Below are 19,873 nucleotides of genomic sequence, written 5' to 3'. Positions count from 1 at the left end.
ACTTCCCCCCACGAACTCTTGGCTAAATCAATAGTTAGTAAAAACTTTATTTAGCAGGTTCTAAATGCCACAACATTTCCATCCCTGCACCTACCAAAGGCATCGGGGGTGCGTAAGGATTCTTTGCGTTTGCCCAACCTGTCCAATAAGTTTCATTGTATTCGTAAAATGTCTGAGGTCTATACATTAATGGGAACATTGGTATATCTTCTCTGTATATTTGATCTAGCTCTGTATAGAGGTTCTTTAATTCTTTTTCGTCGGTTACTTTTGGTATCATATCGATGAGCTGATCAGCCCATTCATTTTTATATCTTCCGTAGTTACTGTATGCAATTTGTCCAACTTCGGGAACACCTTTTGAATAAAGTGCTATTTGGAATCTCAACCAGGGTTGAGCAGGTCCAGGTTGTGAAGGTGCCCACATCGTCATATCGAAGTTACCTGTTTGTCTGTTATCATAGGCTATAGGTGCATCAGGGAAAGATGTTTGGATGTCTATACCTACTGCTCTTGCCCCTTGTGCCACGATTTGTAAAGAAGCATTCCAGTCTGTCCAACCGTACGGGCATTCTACGCTAAAGGGGCCTAATCTTGTTCCATCGGGAAGAACGTATATTCCATCTTTACCTTTTGTTGCTCCTAAATCTTCTTCTAATATTCTAACAGCTTCTTTTGGATTGTATTCCCAACCGTATTGCTTTACCAAGTTTTCATCGAAGTATTTTGCTTCTCCACCATAGGGCAGTATAAGACTGGCTTGAACCTTAGGAGAATAATTAGACATAGCAAGTTCTGAAATTCTTGCGTAATTTACAGAATATGCAATGGCTTTTCTAACTTCAGGCAAACTGAGAGGATATTTGTTCACGTTAAACCACAACGAAGGCATTGTTGCAGGCATATGGTAAGGAATCTCGTCATACCATGTACCAATTGGAAGTCCTTTCTTTTCCCACATTTCCCATATTCTTGGAGTAAACTGCTGAGAAACGTCTACTTCTCCGTTTTCAAAAGCCAAACTACCTTCGTCGTTACTTTTGAAAATAGGATGAACTATATATTTGGCAGCGGGTTTTTTCCCACCGTGTAAAGCTTCGTTTCCCCAATAATTATCTACTCTTTTTAAGATTATGGTTTCTGGACTTTCATAAAAAACTTTGTATGGACCAGAGCCTACAGGATTTTCATTTCTAAACTGTCTGATTTTGGTCAAATCATAATTATTTTCTGCTTCAACCTTAGACCAAATGTGTTCTGGAAGAATAAAGGTAGCTCCAATTGCATCTTCTACCATCAATCTGTTTGGATTGTCTGGCTTCATCTCGAAGATTACAGTGTGGTTATCTACCTTGTAAACATCTTTCAACCATTCCCAAATCTGTAGACCTAGAGGATATTTTTGGCCTAATTTGTAGGAATATACAACATCATCTGCCGTAACTGGTTCTCCGTCGTGGAAATACGCTTTTGGATTTACTTTTACCTCTAATCTTAGATCATCAAGCCATCTATAGGATTCTCCCAAAATAGGAACATACTTTCCGTTGAGAGCATCCCATGTGAATAAAGTTTCATATATCCAAATATGCTGTCTAGGATCAGAAACGAACGTCATTGGGGAACCTGCAAGTGGATTATCAGTTGTTGGTGGTCCCCACTGAAAACCTGCAACATACACGGCTTCTTCTCTTGGGATTTGGGTTACTTGAGCGAATAATGCGCTTCCCATAACCAAACTTGCCAATAAAAGAAACACAACAAACACTTTTTTCATACTCTTTTCACCTCCAATATTTTTGTTACACTATCAAGGAAAGGCCTTTCCAAGAAAAAAATAATACTAAATTCCCCTATCTCCCTTTAACATCCCAGCTTAATTTCCATAAGGTGGCAGGTGCTCGTAGGATTGAAAATAACTAGTTTTTTTGGAACTCAATACAATACTACCCTGAAACATGTTACATCGCAAATCTGATTATGGGTAATGAGAAGCGATTAGGAGGAAATATTTTAATTTATTTAATAAAAACTTTGATTTTTGTAGTTTTTCTTAACTTTTCAACATGCCCTTATAAAATCCTGGTTCAGAATTTTCTATTAATGTAGCGTTCGCTACTTTTTCATAAAATTTAGCAGGACCAACTCCTCCAATTATGGCATATGCATAACCACTTTCTTCCATGCTCTTTAGAGCTATTAAAAGCAAGGCTTTACCAATATCTTTTCCTCGGTAATTTTTGTCTACTCCCATTGGACCAAAAAAATTTTTACATGTAGCATCGAAACAAGAAAAACCAATAATTTTGTTTTTATCTTCGTCTAAAGCTATGAAACAACTGATAGGTTTGTTAGAAAAAGATACATCACATTCACTTGCCCAGTGATCACCGAATTCTTTTTTTATCCAATTTAAAACAATAAACTTTTCTGGTGCTTTTGCTCTCCGTACTGTTAGTTTTGAATCTTTTAATTCAGTAAATACCTTTTCATCGTAATTCAAATCATAAAGTTTCACCAGCATATCTGCCATTTTTTCACTCCCCTTAATTTATTTGAGTTACTAAATTTAAACGATTATATCATCAGAATAATAGTTTTAAAATGGACGTTAAGAATGATATAATATTGATGAGAGTAGCTACTTTCCCAGCCCTACCCAATCCTATCTGGGTGGGATGCTGAGGGAAGGGAAGCTAAAGTAAATTGGATAAAAAAACAGTTAGCGATATTCTCAATGAAATAAGTCTTTTACTGGGATTAAAAGGAGGAAACCCTTTTAAAATCAGAGCATATTATAATGCGGCACGTGCTTTAGAAACTCTTGATGAAGATATAGAAGTATTAGTCAGGAATAACAAACTAAAAGAGGTTAAAGATTAAATATAGATTGGAGATAGGTTAAACATGCTAAAGAAAAAGGGGTTAAATTTTCTATATACCCGGACGCTCATAGAGTGAAAGGACTACAAGACGTAAAATGTGGAGTGGGTATTGGACTTAAAAGTTGGCTTGAAGCGAAAGATGTGATAAATACCTATGAGGTCGATCAAGTGTTTGAGATCTTCAAACAAAAGTGTAATATATTTTGATAAAAAATCCCCGAATTTGGGGATTTTCGTATGAGTTTAATTCTTTAATGTTTTCAACGCTTCACTTAATACTTCGTTTTTCTTTAGAGCTTCGATACAAAATTCTTTGTCTTTTCCAGATAAAATCATCAATATCGCCAATTTGGGTTTCATATCAGCCTTGATTAAATACTCTTTACAGGTTTTTTTGTCCAACCCAGTTACCTCAGAAATTATTCTTACTGCTCTTTCTTCTAATTTTTGATTCATGATTTTTACGTCCACCATATAGTTTTTGAAAGTCTTTCCAAGTTTTATCATAGTGACAGTGCTTATCATATTTAAAACCATTTTTTGGGCTGTGCCAGCTTTCATTCTTGTACTACCTGAAATAACTTCTGGACCTGTTCTCAAAGAAACTACAATGTCTGAGATTTCCATCAATTCAGGATTTTTTACGTTACAAATTAAAGCCGTTTTGCATCCTTTTTCTTTTGCCTTGGATAAAGCACCTTTTACATAAGGTGTTCGCCCGCTGGCAGTTATTCCTATTACATAATCTTCGGAACGGACTTTATTTTTTTCTAAGTCTTTTTTTCCACCTTCTTCGTAATCTTCAACATGTTCTGTAGCTTCAAAGAAGGCTTTTTCTCCTCCCGCGATTAAGGGAAGAAAGATTCCTGAATCTATACCAAAAGTTGGAACTGTTTCTACCGCATCTACAACAGCTACTCTACCACTCGTTCCTGCACCAACATATATGATTCTTCCGTGATTCTTAATTGCTGAAATACAGTTAACAACCACATCTTTGATATTCTCTAAATTTTCGGTGATGGATAACGCTATTGTGGAATCCTCTTGATTAATTATTCGTAGTATTTCATATATGTCCATCCCATCTAAATTCTGAGTCTTAGGGTTGCTTTTTTCTGTTTCCAGGTTATCTAGCATATTTTGGCCTCCATTTAATTGGTAAGTTCCCAGTTGGGTTTATTTTTCCTTTTAGAATTTTAAGTAAAGAAGTTTGAATATTTTCATTAAAACCGTATGTGCAAATTCCGTACTCTACTTTGGGAATAAATACGTCATATGGATTTCTTAAAGCAACTAAGATTAGTTTTTTTGTTTTTTGGGACATTTTGCTTATTAGCTCAACCAATTCTGAATGCAAATATGCATTTTCACTTAGCACCAAGATATTTTTGTTTTTAGAATTTTGAATTATTTCTTCCCTTACCTCATGGTCGATTATTTTACCTGTTTCTAAGATGTTTACTTTGGTTTTGAGTTCTTTTGATATAGGCTCAATAATATAAGAAATTTGAGTTCTTTTGTCCTCAATTCCGTAAGATGACAACTCTTTGGCAAAGTAATAAATTTCATCAACGTTTTTTAAAGGTAAAAATCTTGTGTCATGAGACATATTAAGAACAGTGATAGATTTATCAACAATATTTTGAGCTAATTTAATATGTTCTTTTTTGCCGACTTCTTCTAAAGATATTTTATTATTGTTTTTCTCTTTCAGATCTGCTGAAATTTTCATTAGAGAGTGGATTCTCTCTAGTGATAAATTTATCTTCTTTTTAAAATTATCATCATTTTTATACTTACTTAATACAGCGTTTTTGGCTTTTGATTGTTTCTCAAAAGAATGACAGATACTAACTATGTTCATTCCTGAACTAAGTGATTTTATTACGGCCTCTTGAGCTGTATAAAAGTTTGCTACTCCTCCCATTTCAAAATCATCGGCAATTAAAACTCCTTTATATTTTAGTTCTTCTCTTACCAGGTTTGTTAAAATATCTTCTGATAAAGATGCAGGTTCCTTTTTCTTTTGTATCTTTGGAAGGTACACATGAGTAGGCATCCATGAAGGGGAATCAATATTTAAAAATGGGAATAGCTCCGTTGAAAGAAGATCGTCTTTGCTTGATTCACCCTGGGGAAGATCTAAATGAGGATCGGTGTTGACGTTCCCAATACCAGGGAAATGTTTTAGGCAAGAAAGTACACCTCCGTCATGCAATCCTTTCACATATTCACGGGCAAATTTTAGTACCACATTTTTATCATCAGAAAAGCTTCTAATTCCAATTACGGAATTCTTTGGGTTATTGTTTATATCAACAACGGGAGCAAGGTTCCAATCAATTCCAACTGACGACATTTCTTTCGCAAGCAAATTTGCAGAAATGTAAGCGTTCTCTGGTTCGCTGGTTGCAGTTACCCCCATAGCGCTTGGTACAATAGTAAATCCTTTTTTTAACCTGGTTACCGTTCCTCCTTCTTGATCGATGCAAAATAAGGGTTCGTAATCTAAAAAATTTTTTATATCTTCGATAAACTTGCTAAGTTGATATTTATCTTCAATGTTTCGTGAAAAGAAAATGATGGCACCAGGCAAAATTGACTTTAAAGCCTTCATATTTTCGCTATTTAAAGAGGTGCCTTGAATCCCTATTAAGAATAATTTCCCCAAAGCCTTCTCTAAATTTTCCATAGTCTTAATCCTCCATATAATAGTATATCTTCACAAAAATCAATGAACTCTTGAGAGTTCTTGTACCATTCAGCTAAATAAGTATCATCGTTCTCAAAGAAAATTTTTCTATCCTCTCCCAACAAATTTTCTATATGATCTCTCTGTGTTTGACTTCCTCTATCTATGTATTTTCTGAACGCAAATTCTCCTCTTTGTTGAATTAAGTGACGTATAATCTCTACGGCAACAATAGTAAAATTATCTTTAATCTCAGGGAAAAATTCTATACCCTTGCACAATTCACCTTGGTATTTAGAAGAATTTGGTATAAAATACCTTTTTCTTAAAATTAAATTGGGGAATTTTTCTTTTATGAATTTGTATAGAATGTTTTCATCTGTCCAGGGGGATCCTATGATGCAGAAAGGTTTAGGAGTTCCTCTTCCTTCACTTACATTAGTCCCCTCTATGAGACAAGTTCCACTGTAAGCCAAGGTACAATCAAATGTTGGAAGGGCTGGCGAAGGTATATTCCACCTCAATTTAGTGTTTTCAAATGATTCTCCTTTCCATCCTTCAAGAGGAATGATTTCAAGATCTAAATCAAGGCCAAGATATTTTTTGTAATACTTTGCCAATTCACCTGGTGTCAAGCCGTATCTTAAAGGGAGCTCATATCCACCAACAAAAGTTGAATATTCTTTTTTTATTCGTGAACCAAAAACAATTCTCCCTAAAGGATTTATTCTGTCTAATATGATGACTTTTTTACTATTTTCTTGGGCGGAAATCAGTGTATTTGCTAAAGTGTATATAAAAGTATAAAATCTTAAGCCTACATCTTGAATATCATACACTAATACGTCAATATCTTCTAACATTTCTTGCGTGGGCTTTTTGTGCTTTCCATACAGGCTAATGATTGGTATATTATATACAGGATGAATCTGATCTGGGTATTCAACTCCATCAGCAAGACCATATATTCCATGTTCAGGTGTAAATATTTTTCTTATATCTACTCCATTTTTCAACATTATTTCTATACCATCTTCCATATTTTTGTTAACAAAGGAATAATTTATTACCAAACCAACTTTTTTGTTTTTGAATTTTGTGAATCCATCTTTTTCCATTATATCCAAACCTTGAAGAATCATTTTAAAGTCTCCTCCACTTTTTTGATTATATATATTGTATATTAAGTCATAACAATATGTCAATTTTATTTTTCTTAATTAAGGGTGATTATTCCCAATTATTGGTAATTATTTTGGATTATAGGGCTATAGCTCATTATTTCTAATTTGCAAAAGAAAAAATATAGTAGTATAATTAGAAAGTAAAAGTTTATCAAATAAAAGTCATTACTTTAATACAAATTAAATCGTTTTACATTAGCGATATTCCTTGTACCCTCAAATCATTTAAAGGAGGTTATTTGGTATGAAAATGTTGTTGGTATTGTTAGTATTGAGTTTGGTAAGTATAGGAGTATGTGCTTCTGATTTTGTTGTGGATGAGATGTTTACACCAGAAAAGCCAAAGCTTGGGGGAACTTTAACCATAAGACTATCAAGTGCCCCTCAATCCTTCAATTATTATGGTACTTTGGATAATGCGGCATATACAATTGCTGCCCAATTTTTGAGAGGATTAGTTGATCTCAATGCTACAACCTTTATTATAGAACCGGCTTTGGCTGAATCTTGGGAAATTTCAGAAGATGGAAAAGAAGTCTTGTTTCATTTAAGGGATATCAAATGGTCCGATGGAGTTCCTTTTACTGCAGACGATGTAATATTTAGTATGGATTATTTCATTATGAATAGATTCGCTGAAGGGAATGAAATAGCAAGATTTACTATCGGAGGAGAACTTGTCAGATGGGAAAAGGTGAACGATAAAACTGTAAAAGCATATCTTCCAGAACCTTATGGAGCTTTTTTTAATGTTTTGAGTCATGCTTACATTTATCCTAAACATAAATTAGAATCAAAGATTGACAAAAACGATTTGGGCTCTGTTAATCGTTTGTGGTTAACTAATACACCTCCGCAGGAAATAGTAGGGACTGGGCCTTTCGTTTTAAAAGAATATGTAACGGATCAAAAAGTTGTTTTAGAAAAAAACCCATACTATTGGAAAGTAGACAAGTGGGGGAACAAGCTGCCGTACGTGGATGAGTTGGTTTATTTAGTGATTCAAGATAATGAAGTTGCAACTGCCCAATTTTTAGCCGGTCAAATCGATTATATGTCAGTATCCCCGAAAGATTATCCTTATTTAAAGCAAGAAGAATTATCTAAAGGGAAGATAAAGGTTTTTAAAGGAGAACCAGTAAAGCCAACACCTAGTCCTGTACACATTACCTTTAATTTTGATACCAAAGTTCCAGAATTAAAAGATATATTTAGAAATGAAAGATTCAGGTTTGCTATGGAATATGCCCTTGATAGAGATAGAATAATAGAAGAAGTATATAATACATTAGCAGTTTATGGTGGGACACCTGTTCTTCCTAGTAACAAAGCTTTTTACAATCCCAATATTGAAGGTATTAGAAGATCATATGATTTAAAAATGGCTGAGCAAATGCTTGATTCGATTGGCATAAAAGACAGAAATAATGATGGATGGAGAGATTTACCCACTGGTGAGAGATTTGAATTTGTTTTAACTTCTTCAAACGTTCAAGAACATCAAGATATTGCTTACATCTTCTCCCAGGATTTGGAAAAAATTGGGGTAAAAGTTCATCTTCAGATATTAGATCGAACATTGGTTTCACAAAGTACCTTATCTGGAGATTATGAAGCTGCCATAGGAGCTTTTGGAAATCAACCCGATCCACAATTAAGAAAGGCAATATGGCAACCCGGAAATCATTTATATTACAACCACCTTTCAACCATGAATAAAGAAACTAGTGAACCTATATTTGAAGAAATGTTAGAGTGGGAATTAAGGATTTTTGAAGACTTCGAGAAGGCTCAGATAACTATGGATCAGAAACTAAGAAAAATCTACTATGATGACTGGCAAGCTCTTTATGCTTACTATGTACCATTCATATATGTTTGTAAAGGTATGGAATTATCAGCCAAACAATCAGATCTCTCAAACTTTTTTGTTAATGAAGAAGGAGTTATCGTCTATCTGAATGAAACTATATTTAAAAAATAGTGGCTATTTTAAAGAGAGAGGAAGGGTTCTTCCTCTCTCTTTTGAGATTTGGGAGTCGAAAAGATTAAAGTTCTTTGGAGGATTTAATAATGAAAACTTTTATTATTAGAAGATTATTAATTATGATACCAATGATGTTCTTTATTTCGGTAATTTGTTTTGTTATTACTGAGCTACAACCTGGTGATTTTGCAACTCAGTATCTTAACAATCCTCGTGTATCTCCTGAGCAAGTAATTCAATTGCAAAAATCCTTAGGACTTGATAAACCTGCTCCTCAGCGTTACTGGATGTGGATTAAAGGAATTATAACTAAAGGTGATTTTGGTTATTCTTTTGCTTATAAAAGACCCGTTGGGGAGTTAATTTGGGAAAGAATGGGATGGACAGTATCTATTGCCCTTCTTACCATTATATTTCAGTGGATTATAGCAGTCCCTGCTGGCATATACACTTCTTTACATCAATATTCTGCTGGAGATTACACCCTTACCTTTTTAGGCTTTATTGGAATTTCAATTCCAAACTTTTTTCTAGCATTAGTTTTGATGTGGCTAGCTTTGCAAATGGGCGCAACATCAGTTGGAGGATTGTTTTCCCCTGAATTTATAGGAGCTCCATGGAGTTGGGCAAAAATAATGGATCTTTTGAAACATATTTGGCTCCCTGTAGTAGTAGTAGGTACTGCAGGTCTAGCTGGTTTAATGAGAGTCATGAGAGGTAACATGTTGGATTTCATTAATGCCCCATTTGTTACTTCTTTGAAAGCTCGTGGTTTAGAAGAAAAAGACGTAAGACATCATATAATAAAAAATGCTGTAAATCCTTTGGTGAGTATGGCTGGAATGCAATTACCTGATATTTTTAGTGGAACAATAATTACCGCAATAGTTTTAAATTTACCTACGATGGGACCATTTTTTTATAATGCGTTATTAAATCATGATCAATATTTAGTTATGACTTTTTTAATGTTTATCGCTTTTATGACGCAAATTGGGAATTTGATAGCAGATATTGCCCTTGCTATGCTGGATCCGCGTATAAGAATTAGCTAATGTATAACTTTATAACCAAGAGAAGGCAGGTGCTTTTTTTGAAGGATCAAACCAAAAGAATTGTAAATGCTTTTTTTAAAAATAAATTAGGTATAATAGGTTTAATAATTCTTATTATTTTATATATATTTACTTTATTTGCTGAATTTATAGCTCCCTATTCTTACACTACTTCGAACAGTAGTTACACATATGCACCTCCAACTAAGATAAGGTGGTTTTATGAAGATAAATTTGTTGGACCTTATATACATCCTTTGAAGAAAGAAAGAGATGCGGTTACTCTCCAATTGAAATATGTAGAGGATAAAAGTGAAATAATTCCAATAAAATTTTTTGTGAAAGGAGATACTTACAAATTTTGGGGCATAATAGAAAGTGATATCCATCTTTTTGGTATTCCAAAAGATTCAAACGCTATGTTATTTTTGTTTGGTGCTGATAAATTTGGAAGAGATTTATTTTCTAGGATTATATATGGCTCTAGAGTGTCCATGACAATAGGACTTGTAGGAACTTTTATAAGTGTGCTAATAGGTGCAATTTTAGGTGCTATATCTGGGTACTATGGGGGTTGGATCGATGTAATTATTCAAAGATTTACTGAATTACTGAGATCCTTCCCAAGAATTCCTTTATGGTTGGCGCTTGCAATGATTTTGCCACCTGAGTGGCCAAGTACGATGATTTATTTTGGTATAGTATTGGTTTTGTCATTTATTGGATGGATGGGGGTTGCAAGGGTAGTTAGGGGGATGGTCTTAAGTTTAAGGGAGAAAGAGTTTATCTTGGCATCTCAAACCATGGGAGCATCAGGCTTTAGGATAGTTATTAAGCACTTAATTCCAAATACAATGTCTTATTTAATAGTTGTTTCTACCTTATCCATTCCCGGAATGATCCTAGGAGAAAGTTCCATGAGTTTTTTGGGTTTAGGAGTCAAAGAACCAATGACAAGTTGGGGTTTGTTACTTGGTCAAGCCCAATCTCTTTCTGCTCTTTCTTCTTACCCTTGGCTCTTAATACCAGGGATTTTTATCGTCATTGCTGTACTTTCCTTTAATTTCGTTGGAGAATCTATGAGAGACGCTGTAGATCCTTATAAGGTAGGCGAAAGAGCGTGATCAAAACAAACAATATTTTACAAGTGGAACATTTGAAGATATACTTTAAAACTTTTGAAGGTATTTCTAAAGCCGTTGATGATATTAGCTTTGTATTGAAAGAGAAAGAGACTTTAGGCTTAGTTGGAGAATCCGGATGTGGAAAAACGGTAACCAACCTTGCAATTATGAAATTATTGAATGCTAAATCTACGATTTTGTCAGGGAAAATTCTGTACAATGGATGGAATATATTACAAGCGGAAGAAGTAAATATTAGGAAATTGAGAGGAAAAGAAATAGGAATGATTTTCCAAGAACCAATGGCTTCCTTTGATCCTTTATTTACCATAGGGGAACAAATGTCTGAAGTATGTAAAACGCATTTAAAACTATCAAAACAAGAAAGTAGAATTCAAGGTATAGAGATGATGAAGAGGGTAGGCATTCCTGAGCCAGAAAAGAGATATGATGAGTACCCCCATGAAATGAGTGGAGGAATGCTTCAAAGAGCTATGATTGCTTTAAATCTCTTGACAAACCCAAAAATCTTAATTGCTGATGAACCAACTACTGCCTTGGATGTTACTGTTCAAGCTCAAGTTTTGAATCTGATGAAATCCATTCAAAAAGAATTTGGAAATTCAATAATTTTCATAACCCATGACCTTGGAGTAATATCTGAAATGGCTGACAGAGTGCATGTAATGTATGCAGGTAAAATAGTAGAAAAAGGTAGTACCATGGAGATTTTTGAAAATCCAAAACATCCTTATACAATTGGCTTAATGAAATCAAAAATTAAAAAAGAATACAAAGCAAAATCTCTTCCTTATATTCGAGGTACCGTTCCAAATCCTCAACAATTCCCAGTTGGTTGTAGATTTCATCCCCGTTGTGAATATGCTATGGAGATTTGTCGAGAAAGTGAACCACAGGAAACTGTTGTAAATGAAGGGCACTTAGTTTCCTGTTGGTTGTTTGGAAACAGAGGTGACGAACTTGAAAATAATAAAAGCTAAAAATATTAAAAAATATTTTCCAATTAGAGGAGGAGTATTTTTAAAAGTCAAAGGGTATGTCAAGGCTTTGGAAAACGTTGATATTGAAGTGGAGGAATTTAAAACATTAGGAATTGTGGGGGAGTCCGGTTGTGGTAAAACAACATTGGGTAGAATAATTACAAAGATATACGAACCAACAGGAGGAGAACTATATTATTATAGTGAAAATGGCAATGAGTATAATATAACAAAAAAAATTGATAAGACTATAAAGGATACCTTTAGAAAAAATGTACAAATGATTTTTCAGAATCCGTATGAGTCTCTGGATCCAAGGCTTACCATAGATGAAATAATAAAAGAACCTTTGCAAATTCATAAAGTATTTAAAAATAAAAAAGAAGAAAATGAATATGTTGAAATGTTGTTACAAAGAGTTGGTCTTAGTCCTTCTTATACAAAAAGGTATCCTCATGAGTTCAGTGGAGGGCAAAGGCAAAGGATTGCAATAGCAAGAGCTTTGGCCTTAAGACCAAAATTAATTGTATGTGATGAACCAACATCTGCTTTAGATGTATCTGTTCAAAATCAAATAATCGAAGTATTAAAAAAAATCCAAAAAGATTTTAAAATTTCTTATCTCTTTATTTCCCATAACCTAGATTTAATATATCATGTAAGTGATAAAATATCTGTAATGTATTTAGGAAATATTTTAGAAGAGGCAACTTCGGAGGAGTTATTTCAAAATCCTCTACATCCTTATACCAAAGTTTTGATGAATTCCATGCCAAGTTGGAACCCCAAAAACAGAAAATTAGATAAAGTTTCTGTACAAGGGGAACCTCCAAGTCCTGTCAATCCGCCTTCTGGTTGTCCTTTTCGTACAAGATGCAAATATAAAATGAAAATTTGCGAGCAAATAAAGCCAGAATTATTAGGAGAAGGGCATAGAGTAGCTTGTCATTTATACGATTGACTTTTTGTTTACCAGCTAAAAAGGTATATATTACGAGACGAGTACAAATCAAACTTCAATAAGCTGTGGTGTATGAATTATTATCAATTTGCTATGGACAAATGCAAGAATTGGCTACCTCCATACTTACAGGTAGATAACAGAAAAGTGAGATGTTTTTTGTATGTTAATAGATAAAGATGGTGTTTTAGAGATTTCTGGGGTAAAAAGTACTCACTTAGCTAATGAGTTTGGAACTCCTCTGTTAGTGTTGGATGAAGTTCAAATAAGAGAGAATATCAAAAAGTTAAAAAGTGCCTTCGAAAGCGTTGATTATAATAATTATGAAATCGCTTATGCATCGAAGGCATTTTTGAATACAGAGCTTTGTGGAATTTTACAAAGTGAGAATGTGTCTTTAGAAGTGGTTTCAGGAGGAGAATTTTATATAGCCTTTCATAATTCTTTTCCTGCAAACAAAATTTTCTTTAACGGGAACAGTAAGACTAATGAAGAATTAGTCATGGTTCTAGAGAATGATGTAGGTCACATTATAGTTGATAATGAAGATGAATTTAGAAACATTGAAAAGATCAGTAAAAGATTAAGAAAAAAAACAAAAATTTACTTTAGGGTTATCCCCAACATTACTCCAGACACTCATGAGTATATTTCAACCGGTCAAAAAAATTCCAAGTTTGGGATGCCTTTTGATGAAATCTTGAAATTGATTAAATCCATTAAAAATTCTGAAAATTTGGAGATAAAAGGTATTCATGCACATATAGGCTCTCAAATAAACGAATCAGGACCTGATGTGGAGTTAGTAAAGACTTTTTTTGATCTTTTGAACAAAATAAGAGAAGAAACAGGGGCTGTTTTACCAGAAATTGATATTGGTGGGGGATTTAGTGTAGCACACTCGACTTTTGAAAAAGCTATAGATATTCAGGATGCTATAAAAGGAGTTATTCAAGAAGTTAGATTTTTATCAAGTAAATTTCATTATCCTTCTCCAAAAATAATAGTAGAACCAGGTAGATATATTATTTCTAGAGCTGGAACCACACTGTCGGCACAATCAAGAGAACAGAAAATAAAAAATATGTGGTTGTTGATGGAGGCATGGCTGATAATATTAGGTCTGCATTGTATGGTGCAAAATATGAGGTATTTATTGCAAATCGACCAAAATATACAATCAACTTAGAAAAGGTTACAATAGCTGGTAGGGCTTGTGAATCAGGAGATATTTTGATTGAAGAGACTTGTCTTCCGTAAATAAAACCTGGAGATTTGTTAGCGATCCCATCTACTGGAGATTATACTTATTCGATGTCAAGTAATAATAATGGTTTTCTAAAACCTGCCATTGTTTTAGTTAACAATGGGAAATATAAGTTGATAACAAGAAGAGAAATTTACGATGATTTAATAAAAAGGGACATCGAAAATAACAAATGGAGATAAAAAGTGGTAAATGAATTTATATGTACTCATTTAGAAAGATAAAAGGTTTTATGATCCCGATTTTTGGATAGGTAGATTAAATAACGCTGATGAAATTTTGATGGATGATTATGAAATAAAATCAGTCAACCATCTTCTTTATAAGAAGATGGTTGAATCTGATTTAGAAAACTATTATTACGATTTCTCTAATCCAAAAAATGAAATAACAGCATATGATTTTATAAATGAAATTGAAAAGGTAATGCCAATGGAAAATTTAGAAAAAAATAATTGAAGAAAATTTATTTTTCAAAGATGGTGAAAAAATAAGGTCATTCAAAAAAGATATGTTAAAAGAGTTTCTTTCGTATTTTCAAGATTTCAAAAAAGGGATTTTGGCGAATATTCTTATATCTTTTGGTTTAATAAATGATAGAAGCGCCCTAAAAGCCCTGCCTTTTAAATATCCATTGGGAATAACACCAAATTATCCTTTTCATGATATTACTAGGCTCACTACTCTTTCGCCTGGGGAACCGATTTTAATTTATAGAAGAAGTTTTAAACTGAATTGGTATTTTGTTCAGAAGTCTTTTTATTCAGGGTGGATAAACACCAAAGATTTAATTGAAGTTTCTAAAAAGACATTTTTTGATTACAATAAATCAGCAAGAACTCTAATATTGATGGAAAGTAAAGTTTGTACTGAGGAGTTGCCTACAATTGGTAAATTTCATTTTCAGATGGGGGATAAGTTAGTTTTAGCAAATGAGGTTGAAACAAATAGATTTTATTTTAAAATGAACACCTTATTTCCTGAAGGGTGTTATCCGGTAAAAATCCCTCTTTAAAGAAAATTGACCAATGAAAAGTATGGGATTTTTCCAATTTCCTCAGCAAAAGAAGTAAAAGCTTCTTTCTCTGATTTCACGCAGAAAAATTTAATTAAGCAAGCCTTTAAAATGGTTGGTGAAAGATATGGCTGGGGGGGGAAGTGATTACAATAGAGATTGTTTGCGTTTCATAATGGATATATTTAAGTGTTTTGGAGTATATTTACCAAGAGATACTAAGTATCAAGGAAACATGAATCCAGCTGAAAAAATTTCTTTTCCTCAGCAAACAGAGGATAGAAAAATAATATTGGATGGTTTAAAAACTGGGGATCTTCTTTTTATGAAAGGTCATGTGATGATGTATCTAGGTAAATTCGGAAATGAATACTATGTAATACATCAAGGGACAGGCTTTAAGCAGAAAAAGCCCAATGGAGATTTTGAGGGGTTCGATATTCATGGTACATTTATAATGCCTCTTTCTGTTTATACTTTAAATTCGAGTACTACTTATTTGGACTCTCTTTCATTGGCTGTAAAAATCACACAAGGTCTTAATAAAATATAAAAATTATCAGAGTTTATATCTTTCTATCTTTTTGGGTGAGGTATATTTTTTAAAATAATGAAAAGAAGTTTTATTCGGTTAAAAAATACTTTCTAGCTAATAATGCCATTTGTTCACTTACATCAAAATTCGACGGGTGTAATGAATAATTGTACATAAATTCTTGAAATTTTTGTAAGTAATATTCAGACTTAAAAAGACTTCCACTCAAATAAAGATCATTAATACCCAAAGAATCTAAAATCTTTTTACATCTTAAAGTTAAATCAGAAATACCTTCATTAATTATTTCTTCAACAAGGTTTGTTGGCTTTTCTAAAGCTTTTTTGGTGAACGAAGAAATGATTGTTTTAAAATCTTTTTTTCCTTGTAAAGAGGTAAGTTCTTCAATATTTTCACAAGAGTAAAATTTTAGAAGTAGATTAAAAATAGGATCGAACTCTCTTAATTTGTCTCTGAATCTGAAGGCTTCCTGAATGATTCTTGTGGATATCCAAAAACCTCCTCCTACATCGTCAAAAAGATGCCCCCAACCACCGCTTCTTACCATATTTTGATCTTTATCCATACCGATGATCAAAGACCCCGTGCCTGCGATAACAATCGCTAAACTACTTCCTTTGAAAAGTGAGTAAAGAATAGATTCACCATCGTTATATACGACGATGTTGTCGATGTCAAAAATTTCCTTAAAAATATCTAATAGTTGTATTTTTCTTTGGGATGTTCCAGCACCTGAGAAACTTACTACTATTCCATCAACTTCGGTAGTTTTTGCTTTAACTGTACTTATAATTCTTTTCAGTCTTTCTTGATCAACAGAGGTGAGATTGACACCTGTTTCTATCTCAATTTTTTTTAATATATCTCCGCTTTCGTTGATCAAACTGGCAGCTATGTGAGTACCACCGCCGTCTATTCCTAAAAATTTCATTTTTATCACCGCTTTTGAATTTTTAAGATGGAATTAAGTTATAAAAATCATTTACAATATTAATCTTTTAAGCTTCCCTGTGTAAGCCCTGCAATAATATATTTTTGCGAGATAGCAAATACTATGATTGTTGGTAAAAGAGCGATCACAATCCCCGCACCTAGCACATTCCACTGAACACCTGCCTTTGATACAATAGAATATAGCCCTACAGGTACGGTATATTTGTCGGAGGTGTTTAAAAACATCACAGCAGTAAACAGCTCGTTCCAGTTATTCACAAAAGAAAAACTGAGAATAGCCGATAAACCAGGTAACATTAAGGGAATAGTGATTTTAAATAGAGATTGGATTTCATTACATCCGTCAATTAAAGCGGCTTCTTCGATACTTTTTGGAATTCTATCAAAAAAACCCTTAGCCATTATTGTACTAAAAGCAGCTCCAAAACCACTATAAATTATTACTAAACTTATAAGTTTGTTGATCAAATTTAAATTTGAAAACATTGTATATTGTGGAACCATGATTAAATAAGTTGGGATCATCTGAGAAAAAAATAAAAATAATATAATAGAATATTTCCATTTGAATTCTTTTCTTGAAAGTATATACCCACTTAACATGGCAAATATTGTTGAAGCAAAGGAAGCGCCTAAAGATACGAAAATACTGTTAACAAAATACCTTTTAAAATTCACGAATTCAAATAATCTTTTGTATCCAAAGAGCGTGGGATTATTTGTCCAATACTTAATTGGAAAGGAGTATATTTCCTGTGTAGGTTTTAACGAAGTTATTACAATCCAATATAACGGAAAAATTGCAAAAATAAAAAACATAGAGAGTAAAATTATACGTATAACTTTAGGGAAAAATTTTTTCTTCATAAGCTAAACTCCCGTTTAGAAGTTAATTTTAAGTACATGATAGTATAAATGAAAAGAATTGAAATAATAACCACACCATGTGCTGCAGCTTTACTGTAGTCGGATTCATAAAAAACGGTATTTATCATCTTTACAGCCAAAATCTCTGTGCTTCCAGCAGGCCCACCACGTGTCATGCCGTAAATGATATCAGGAAAATTCATAACCCATATAGTTCTCAATAAAATAGTATTTATCAGAGTGGGTTTAATATATGGTATAGTGATATTAAAAAGCTTTGTGAAGTAACCTGCGCCGTCGATTTCCGCTGCATCGTAAAGAGAATCAGGAACTGACTGTAATGCTGCTAAAATCATGATGGCAAAAAAAGGTATTCCATACCAGACATTCACTAAAATAACAGAAAACATTGCTAACGAAGGGTCCGAAAGAAAACTAATGTTTTCTTCAATGATTCCAATTTTTATTAATATATCATTGATAACCCCGAATTGACCATTTAACAACCATGACCAAATTAAGCCTATGGCAAACCCAGAAATTGCCCATGGATAAAAAACTAGTCCTGCATATATACCTCTACCTTTAAAAGGTTCTTTCATCAAAAGGGCTAGAATAAAACCCAAGATTAACTGGAAAAACACGGAGAATAAAACCCATTCCAGGGTGTTCCAAATAGTATTTATATAAAAAGGATCAGAAAAAAAAATGACTTTAAAATTTTCGAAACCTATCCATTCAATATTTTGGAAGTTATAAAGGGAGTAATTTTTAAAAGATAACATTACCCCACTGATAGTGGGGTATAAAATGATAAAAGATATTAATAACAAAGTGGGCAATAACAAGAAAAAAATAAATTTTTTTCGTTTCAATTAAACCACCTATTTAATGCCAGTATCTTTCCAAAAATCTGTCCACTGCTTCAAGCAGTTTTCTACGGAAAGTTTTCCGAGCAATACTTGTTGCATTGTTTTTTCCTGGAATTCATTCCACTTTCCCCAATTTTCGTTATCTAAAGGGTATTCTGTGAATTGATAATGTTCCGGATCGTCAAACATTTTGGTCCAACCTTCAAAAAGATCTGAGCTGAAATACGGATCGTAAGTATAGACTGATTGTAAAACTGGTAAAGCACCATAACTCTTGCTCCAATAACCATTTATTTCAGCTGAAGCAACGAATTTAATGAATTTCCAAGCCAAATCTTTATGTTCTGAGTATGTAGGAATTCCCCAGCCTACGAATCCAAAGGTTGGATAAACTTTCCCACTTGTTCCTAAAGGAAGTGGGGCAGTTTTATATTGGCCAGGTTGGAGCATTTCGTTTAGCATGCCAGTTGTGTCAGGGTCTTGAAATAGTAGTGGTGTTATACCCGAAACAAACGAATTAACTTGCTCATCCCATCCCCAATTAATTGAATCTTTTGGAGCTGTGTCTTTATACAAACTGACATAGAAATTTAACGCTTCTACGGCCCGTGGGTTTTCAAAAATAATTTCACCGGATTTAGTTAAATACATATTATTTGGATCTATGTCATCAAAGAATGAAGTTAAAACAATATCAATAAATGCCGTTGGATAACCCTTGCCTCTAAATGCGAAACCATACTGATTTTTGCCCGATTCTGTTAATTTCTTTGATATTTCGTACAGTTCAGGCATTGTTTTTGGATAACTTTCAATCCCGTATCTTGCCAAAATATCTGGTCTGTAAAAGAGTGCTTTTACAAAAATGCCATGAGGCAACAAATAGGGGATACCCTGGTAAATGCTAGCAGCTTCTAAAACCCCTTCGACCATGTCATCTTTTTCAGGCCAAGAGTCGATATAAGGAGTTAAATCTTCTAACTTTCCCATAGCAGCTAAAGCACTTAAATCCCAGTCACCTATCTCTACGATATCGAGTGGTTGTTCTGTACTTACCATTAAATTGATCTTTTGATAGGCTGTTTCGTAAGGTGGAGAAATGACATTGATTTTTACCCCAGGATTCAAAGTCTCGAACATTTGTATTATATTGTTTAAGGTAGGAGTTCTGTAGGGGCTTGAAAAGGCTTCAATCAAATTTAAAGTTATAACTTCTTCAGAAAAAACGAATAAACCAACCATCAAAACACACATTAAAACAAGTAATTTTTTCATAAAACACACCCCCTAGTTTAATAAGTTTTGTTTAATTATATCATATCTGTGAAAAAGATGAACTTTTTAAAAAATAAATATGGTATAATACAAAAAACGTTTATTGATAATAAAGTAATTACTTTATCCCATATTAGAATATTTTAGAAATAAAACAAGGGTGGGGAGCGGAGCG

General features: G+C 33.4%; 19 protein-coding genes and 3 pseudogenes. 13 read left to right on the top strand and 9 right to left on the bottom strand.

Going from position 1 to position 19,873, the window contains the following annotated elements:
• Positions 1-46: 46 nt before the first annotated feature.
• Positions 47-1,777 carry an ABC transporter substrate-binding protein gene (locus AA80_RS02805; protein ID WP_103876319.1) on the bottom strand — a complete coding sequence of 577 codons (1,731 nt, stop codon included), beginning with the start codon at positions 1,775-1,777 and terminating at the stop codon, positions 47-49.
• Positions 1,778-2,053: 276 nt separating this feature from the next.
• Positions 2,054-2,533, bottom strand: a complete 480-nt coding sequence (locus tag AA80_RS02800) for a GNAT family N-acetyltransferase (protein ID WP_103876318.1) — start codon at positions 2,531-2,533, stop codon at positions 2,054-2,056.
• Between the two features lie 173 nt (positions 2,534-2,706).
• On the opposite strand from AA80_RS02800, the pseudogene AA80_RS02795 reads away from it, so the two are divergent.
• Positions 2,707-2,877 (top strand): annotated as a pseudogene (locus tag AA80_RS02795) (histidinol-phosphatase); the annotation flags it as partial.
• A pseudogene (locus AA80_RS10450) lies at positions 2,877-3,092 on the top strand (histidinol-phosphatase); the annotation flags it as partial. The pseudogenes AA80_RS02795 and AA80_RS10450, both read left to right, overlap by 1 nt.
• 36 nt (positions 3,093-3,128) lie before the next feature.
• On the opposite strand, the gene murQ reads toward AA80_RS10450, so the two are convergent.
• From murQ to AA80_RS02775, 3 genes are read right to left on the bottom strand one after another with little or no spacing between them, the layout of a single operon-like run.
• Positions 3,129-4,025, bottom strand: coding sequence for an N-acetylmuramic acid 6-phosphate etherase (gene murQ, locus AA80_RS02785; protein ID WP_103876316.1), 897 nt, complete (start codon positions 4,023-4,025; stop codon positions 3,129-3,131).
• Entirely contained in the window at positions 4,015-5,580 is a 1,566-nt protein-coding gene (gene nagZ, locus AA80_RS02780) for a beta-N-acetylhexosaminidase (protein ID WP_103876315.1), read from the bottom strand. The genes murQ and nagZ overlap by 11 nt, the downstream gene beginning before the upstream one ends.
• Positions 5,568-6,722: an exo-beta-N-acetylmuramidase NamZ family protein gene (locus AA80_RS02775; protein WP_103876314.1), complete on the bottom strand. Its 1,155-nt coding sequence runs from the start codon at positions 6,720-6,722 to the stop codon at positions 5,568-5,570. Before AA80_RS02775 ends, nagZ begins: the two co-directional genes overlap by 13 nt.
• 286 nt (positions 6,723-7,008) lie before the next feature.
• On the opposite strand from AA80_RS02775, the gene AA80_RS02770 reads away from it, so the two are divergent.
• The 11 genes and pseudogenes from AA80_RS02770 to AA80_RS02735 all read left to right on the top strand — a co-directional run bounded on the left by AA80_RS02770 (position 7,009) and on the right by AA80_RS02735 (position 15,727).
• A complete protein-coding gene (locus tag AA80_RS02770) occupies positions 7,009-8,748 on the top strand; it encodes an ABC transporter substrate-binding protein (RefSeq protein WP_103876313.1) in 1,740 nt (579 codons plus the stop codon).
• Positions 8,749-8,837: 89 nt separating this feature from the next.
• Positions 8,838-9,806, top strand: coding sequence for an ABC transporter permease (locus tag AA80_RS02765; protein WP_103876312.1), 969 nt, complete (start codon positions 8,838-8,840; stop codon positions 9,804-9,806).
• Positions 9,807-9,844: 38 nt separating this feature from the next.
• On the top strand, positions 9,845-10,930 hold the full coding sequence (locus tag AA80_RS02760; RefSeq protein ID WP_208317042.1) for an ABC transporter permease: 1,086 nt from the start codon (positions 9,845-9,847) through the stop codon (positions 10,928-10,930).
• Entirely contained in the window at positions 10,930-11,931 is a 1,002-nt protein-coding gene (locus AA80_RS02755; RefSeq protein ID WP_425014362.1) for an ABC transporter ATP-binding protein, read from the top strand. Before AA80_RS02760 ends, AA80_RS02755 begins: the two co-directional genes overlap by 1 nt.
• Complete coding sequence (locus tag AA80_RS02750) at positions 11,912-12,892, top strand: ABC transporter ATP-binding protein (protein ID WP_103876310.1); 981 nt, start codon at positions 11,912-11,914, stop codon at positions 12,890-12,892. Before AA80_RS02755 ends, AA80_RS02750 begins: the two co-directional genes overlap by 20 nt.
• Before the next feature lie 163 nt (positions 12,893-13,055).
• A pseudogene (locus tag AA80_RS02745) lies at positions 13,056-13,910 on the top strand (type III PLP-dependent enzyme domain-containing protein); the annotation flags it as partial.
• Between the two features lie 86 nt (positions 13,911-13,996).
• Positions 13,997-14,152, top strand: coding sequence for a hypothetical protein (locus AA80_RS10445; protein ID WP_134080052.1), 156 nt, complete (start codon positions 13,997-13,999; stop codon positions 14,150-14,152).
• A gap of 15 nt (positions 14,153-14,167) precedes the next feature.
• Entirely contained in the window at positions 14,168-14,341 is a 174-nt protein-coding gene (locus AA80_RS09880; RefSeq protein WP_166667794.1) for a hypothetical protein, read from the top strand.
• Between the two features lie 100 nt (positions 14,342-14,441).
• Complete coding sequence (locus tag AA80_RS09970) at positions 14,442-14,618, top strand: hypothetical protein (RefSeq protein ID WP_166667795.1); 177 nt, start codon at positions 14,442-14,444, stop codon at positions 14,616-14,618.
• A gap of 52 nt (positions 14,619-14,670) precedes the next feature.
• Positions 14,671-15,174, top strand: coding sequence for an SH3 domain-containing protein (locus AA80_RS02740; protein WP_103876308.1), 504 nt, complete (start codon positions 14,671-14,673; stop codon positions 15,172-15,174).
• Positions 15,175-15,292: 118 nt separating this feature from the next.
• Positions 15,293-15,727, top strand: coding sequence for an NlpC/P60 family protein (locus tag AA80_RS02735; protein ID WP_244903561.1), 435 nt, complete (start codon positions 15,293-15,295; stop codon positions 15,725-15,727).
• A gap of 70 nt (positions 15,728-15,797) precedes the next feature.
• Here AA80_RS02735 and AA80_RS02730 read toward each other — a convergent pair whose 3' ends face one another.
• From AA80_RS02730 to AA80_RS02715, 4 genes are read right to left on the bottom strand one after another with little or no spacing between them, the layout of a single operon-like run.
• Positions 15,798-16,661, bottom strand: a complete 864-nt coding sequence (locus tag AA80_RS02730; protein ID WP_103876306.1) for a BadF/BadG/BcrA/BcrD ATPase family protein — start codon at positions 16,659-16,661, stop codon at positions 15,798-15,800.
• A 59-nt stretch (positions 16,662-16,720) separates the two neighbouring features.
• Positions 16,721-17,551, bottom strand: a complete 831-nt coding sequence (locus tag AA80_RS02725; protein ID WP_103876305.1) for a carbohydrate ABC transporter permease — start codon at positions 17,549-17,551, stop codon at positions 16,721-16,723.
• Positions 17,548-18,426, bottom strand: a complete 879-nt coding sequence (locus AA80_RS02720; RefSeq protein ID WP_103876304.1) for a carbohydrate ABC transporter permease — start codon at positions 18,424-18,426, stop codon at positions 17,548-17,550. The genes AA80_RS02725 and AA80_RS02720 overlap by 4 nt, the downstream gene beginning before the upstream one ends.
• A gap of 9 nt (positions 18,427-18,435) precedes the next feature.
• Entirely contained in the window at positions 18,436-19,698 is a 1,263-nt protein-coding gene (locus AA80_RS02715; protein ID WP_103876303.1) for an ABC transporter substrate-binding protein, read from the bottom strand.
• Positions 19,699-19,873: the final 175 nt, after the last annotated feature.

Origin of the sequence: Petrotoga sibirica DSM 13575, assembly GCF_002924625.1 — a bacterium.
GTDB lineage: Bacteria > Thermotogota > Thermotogae > Petrotogales > Petrotogaceae > Petrotoga > Petrotoga sibirica.
The sequence above is the reverse complement of the archived record's forward strand: the minus strand, read 5'-3'. Positions and strand labels throughout refer to the sequence as shown.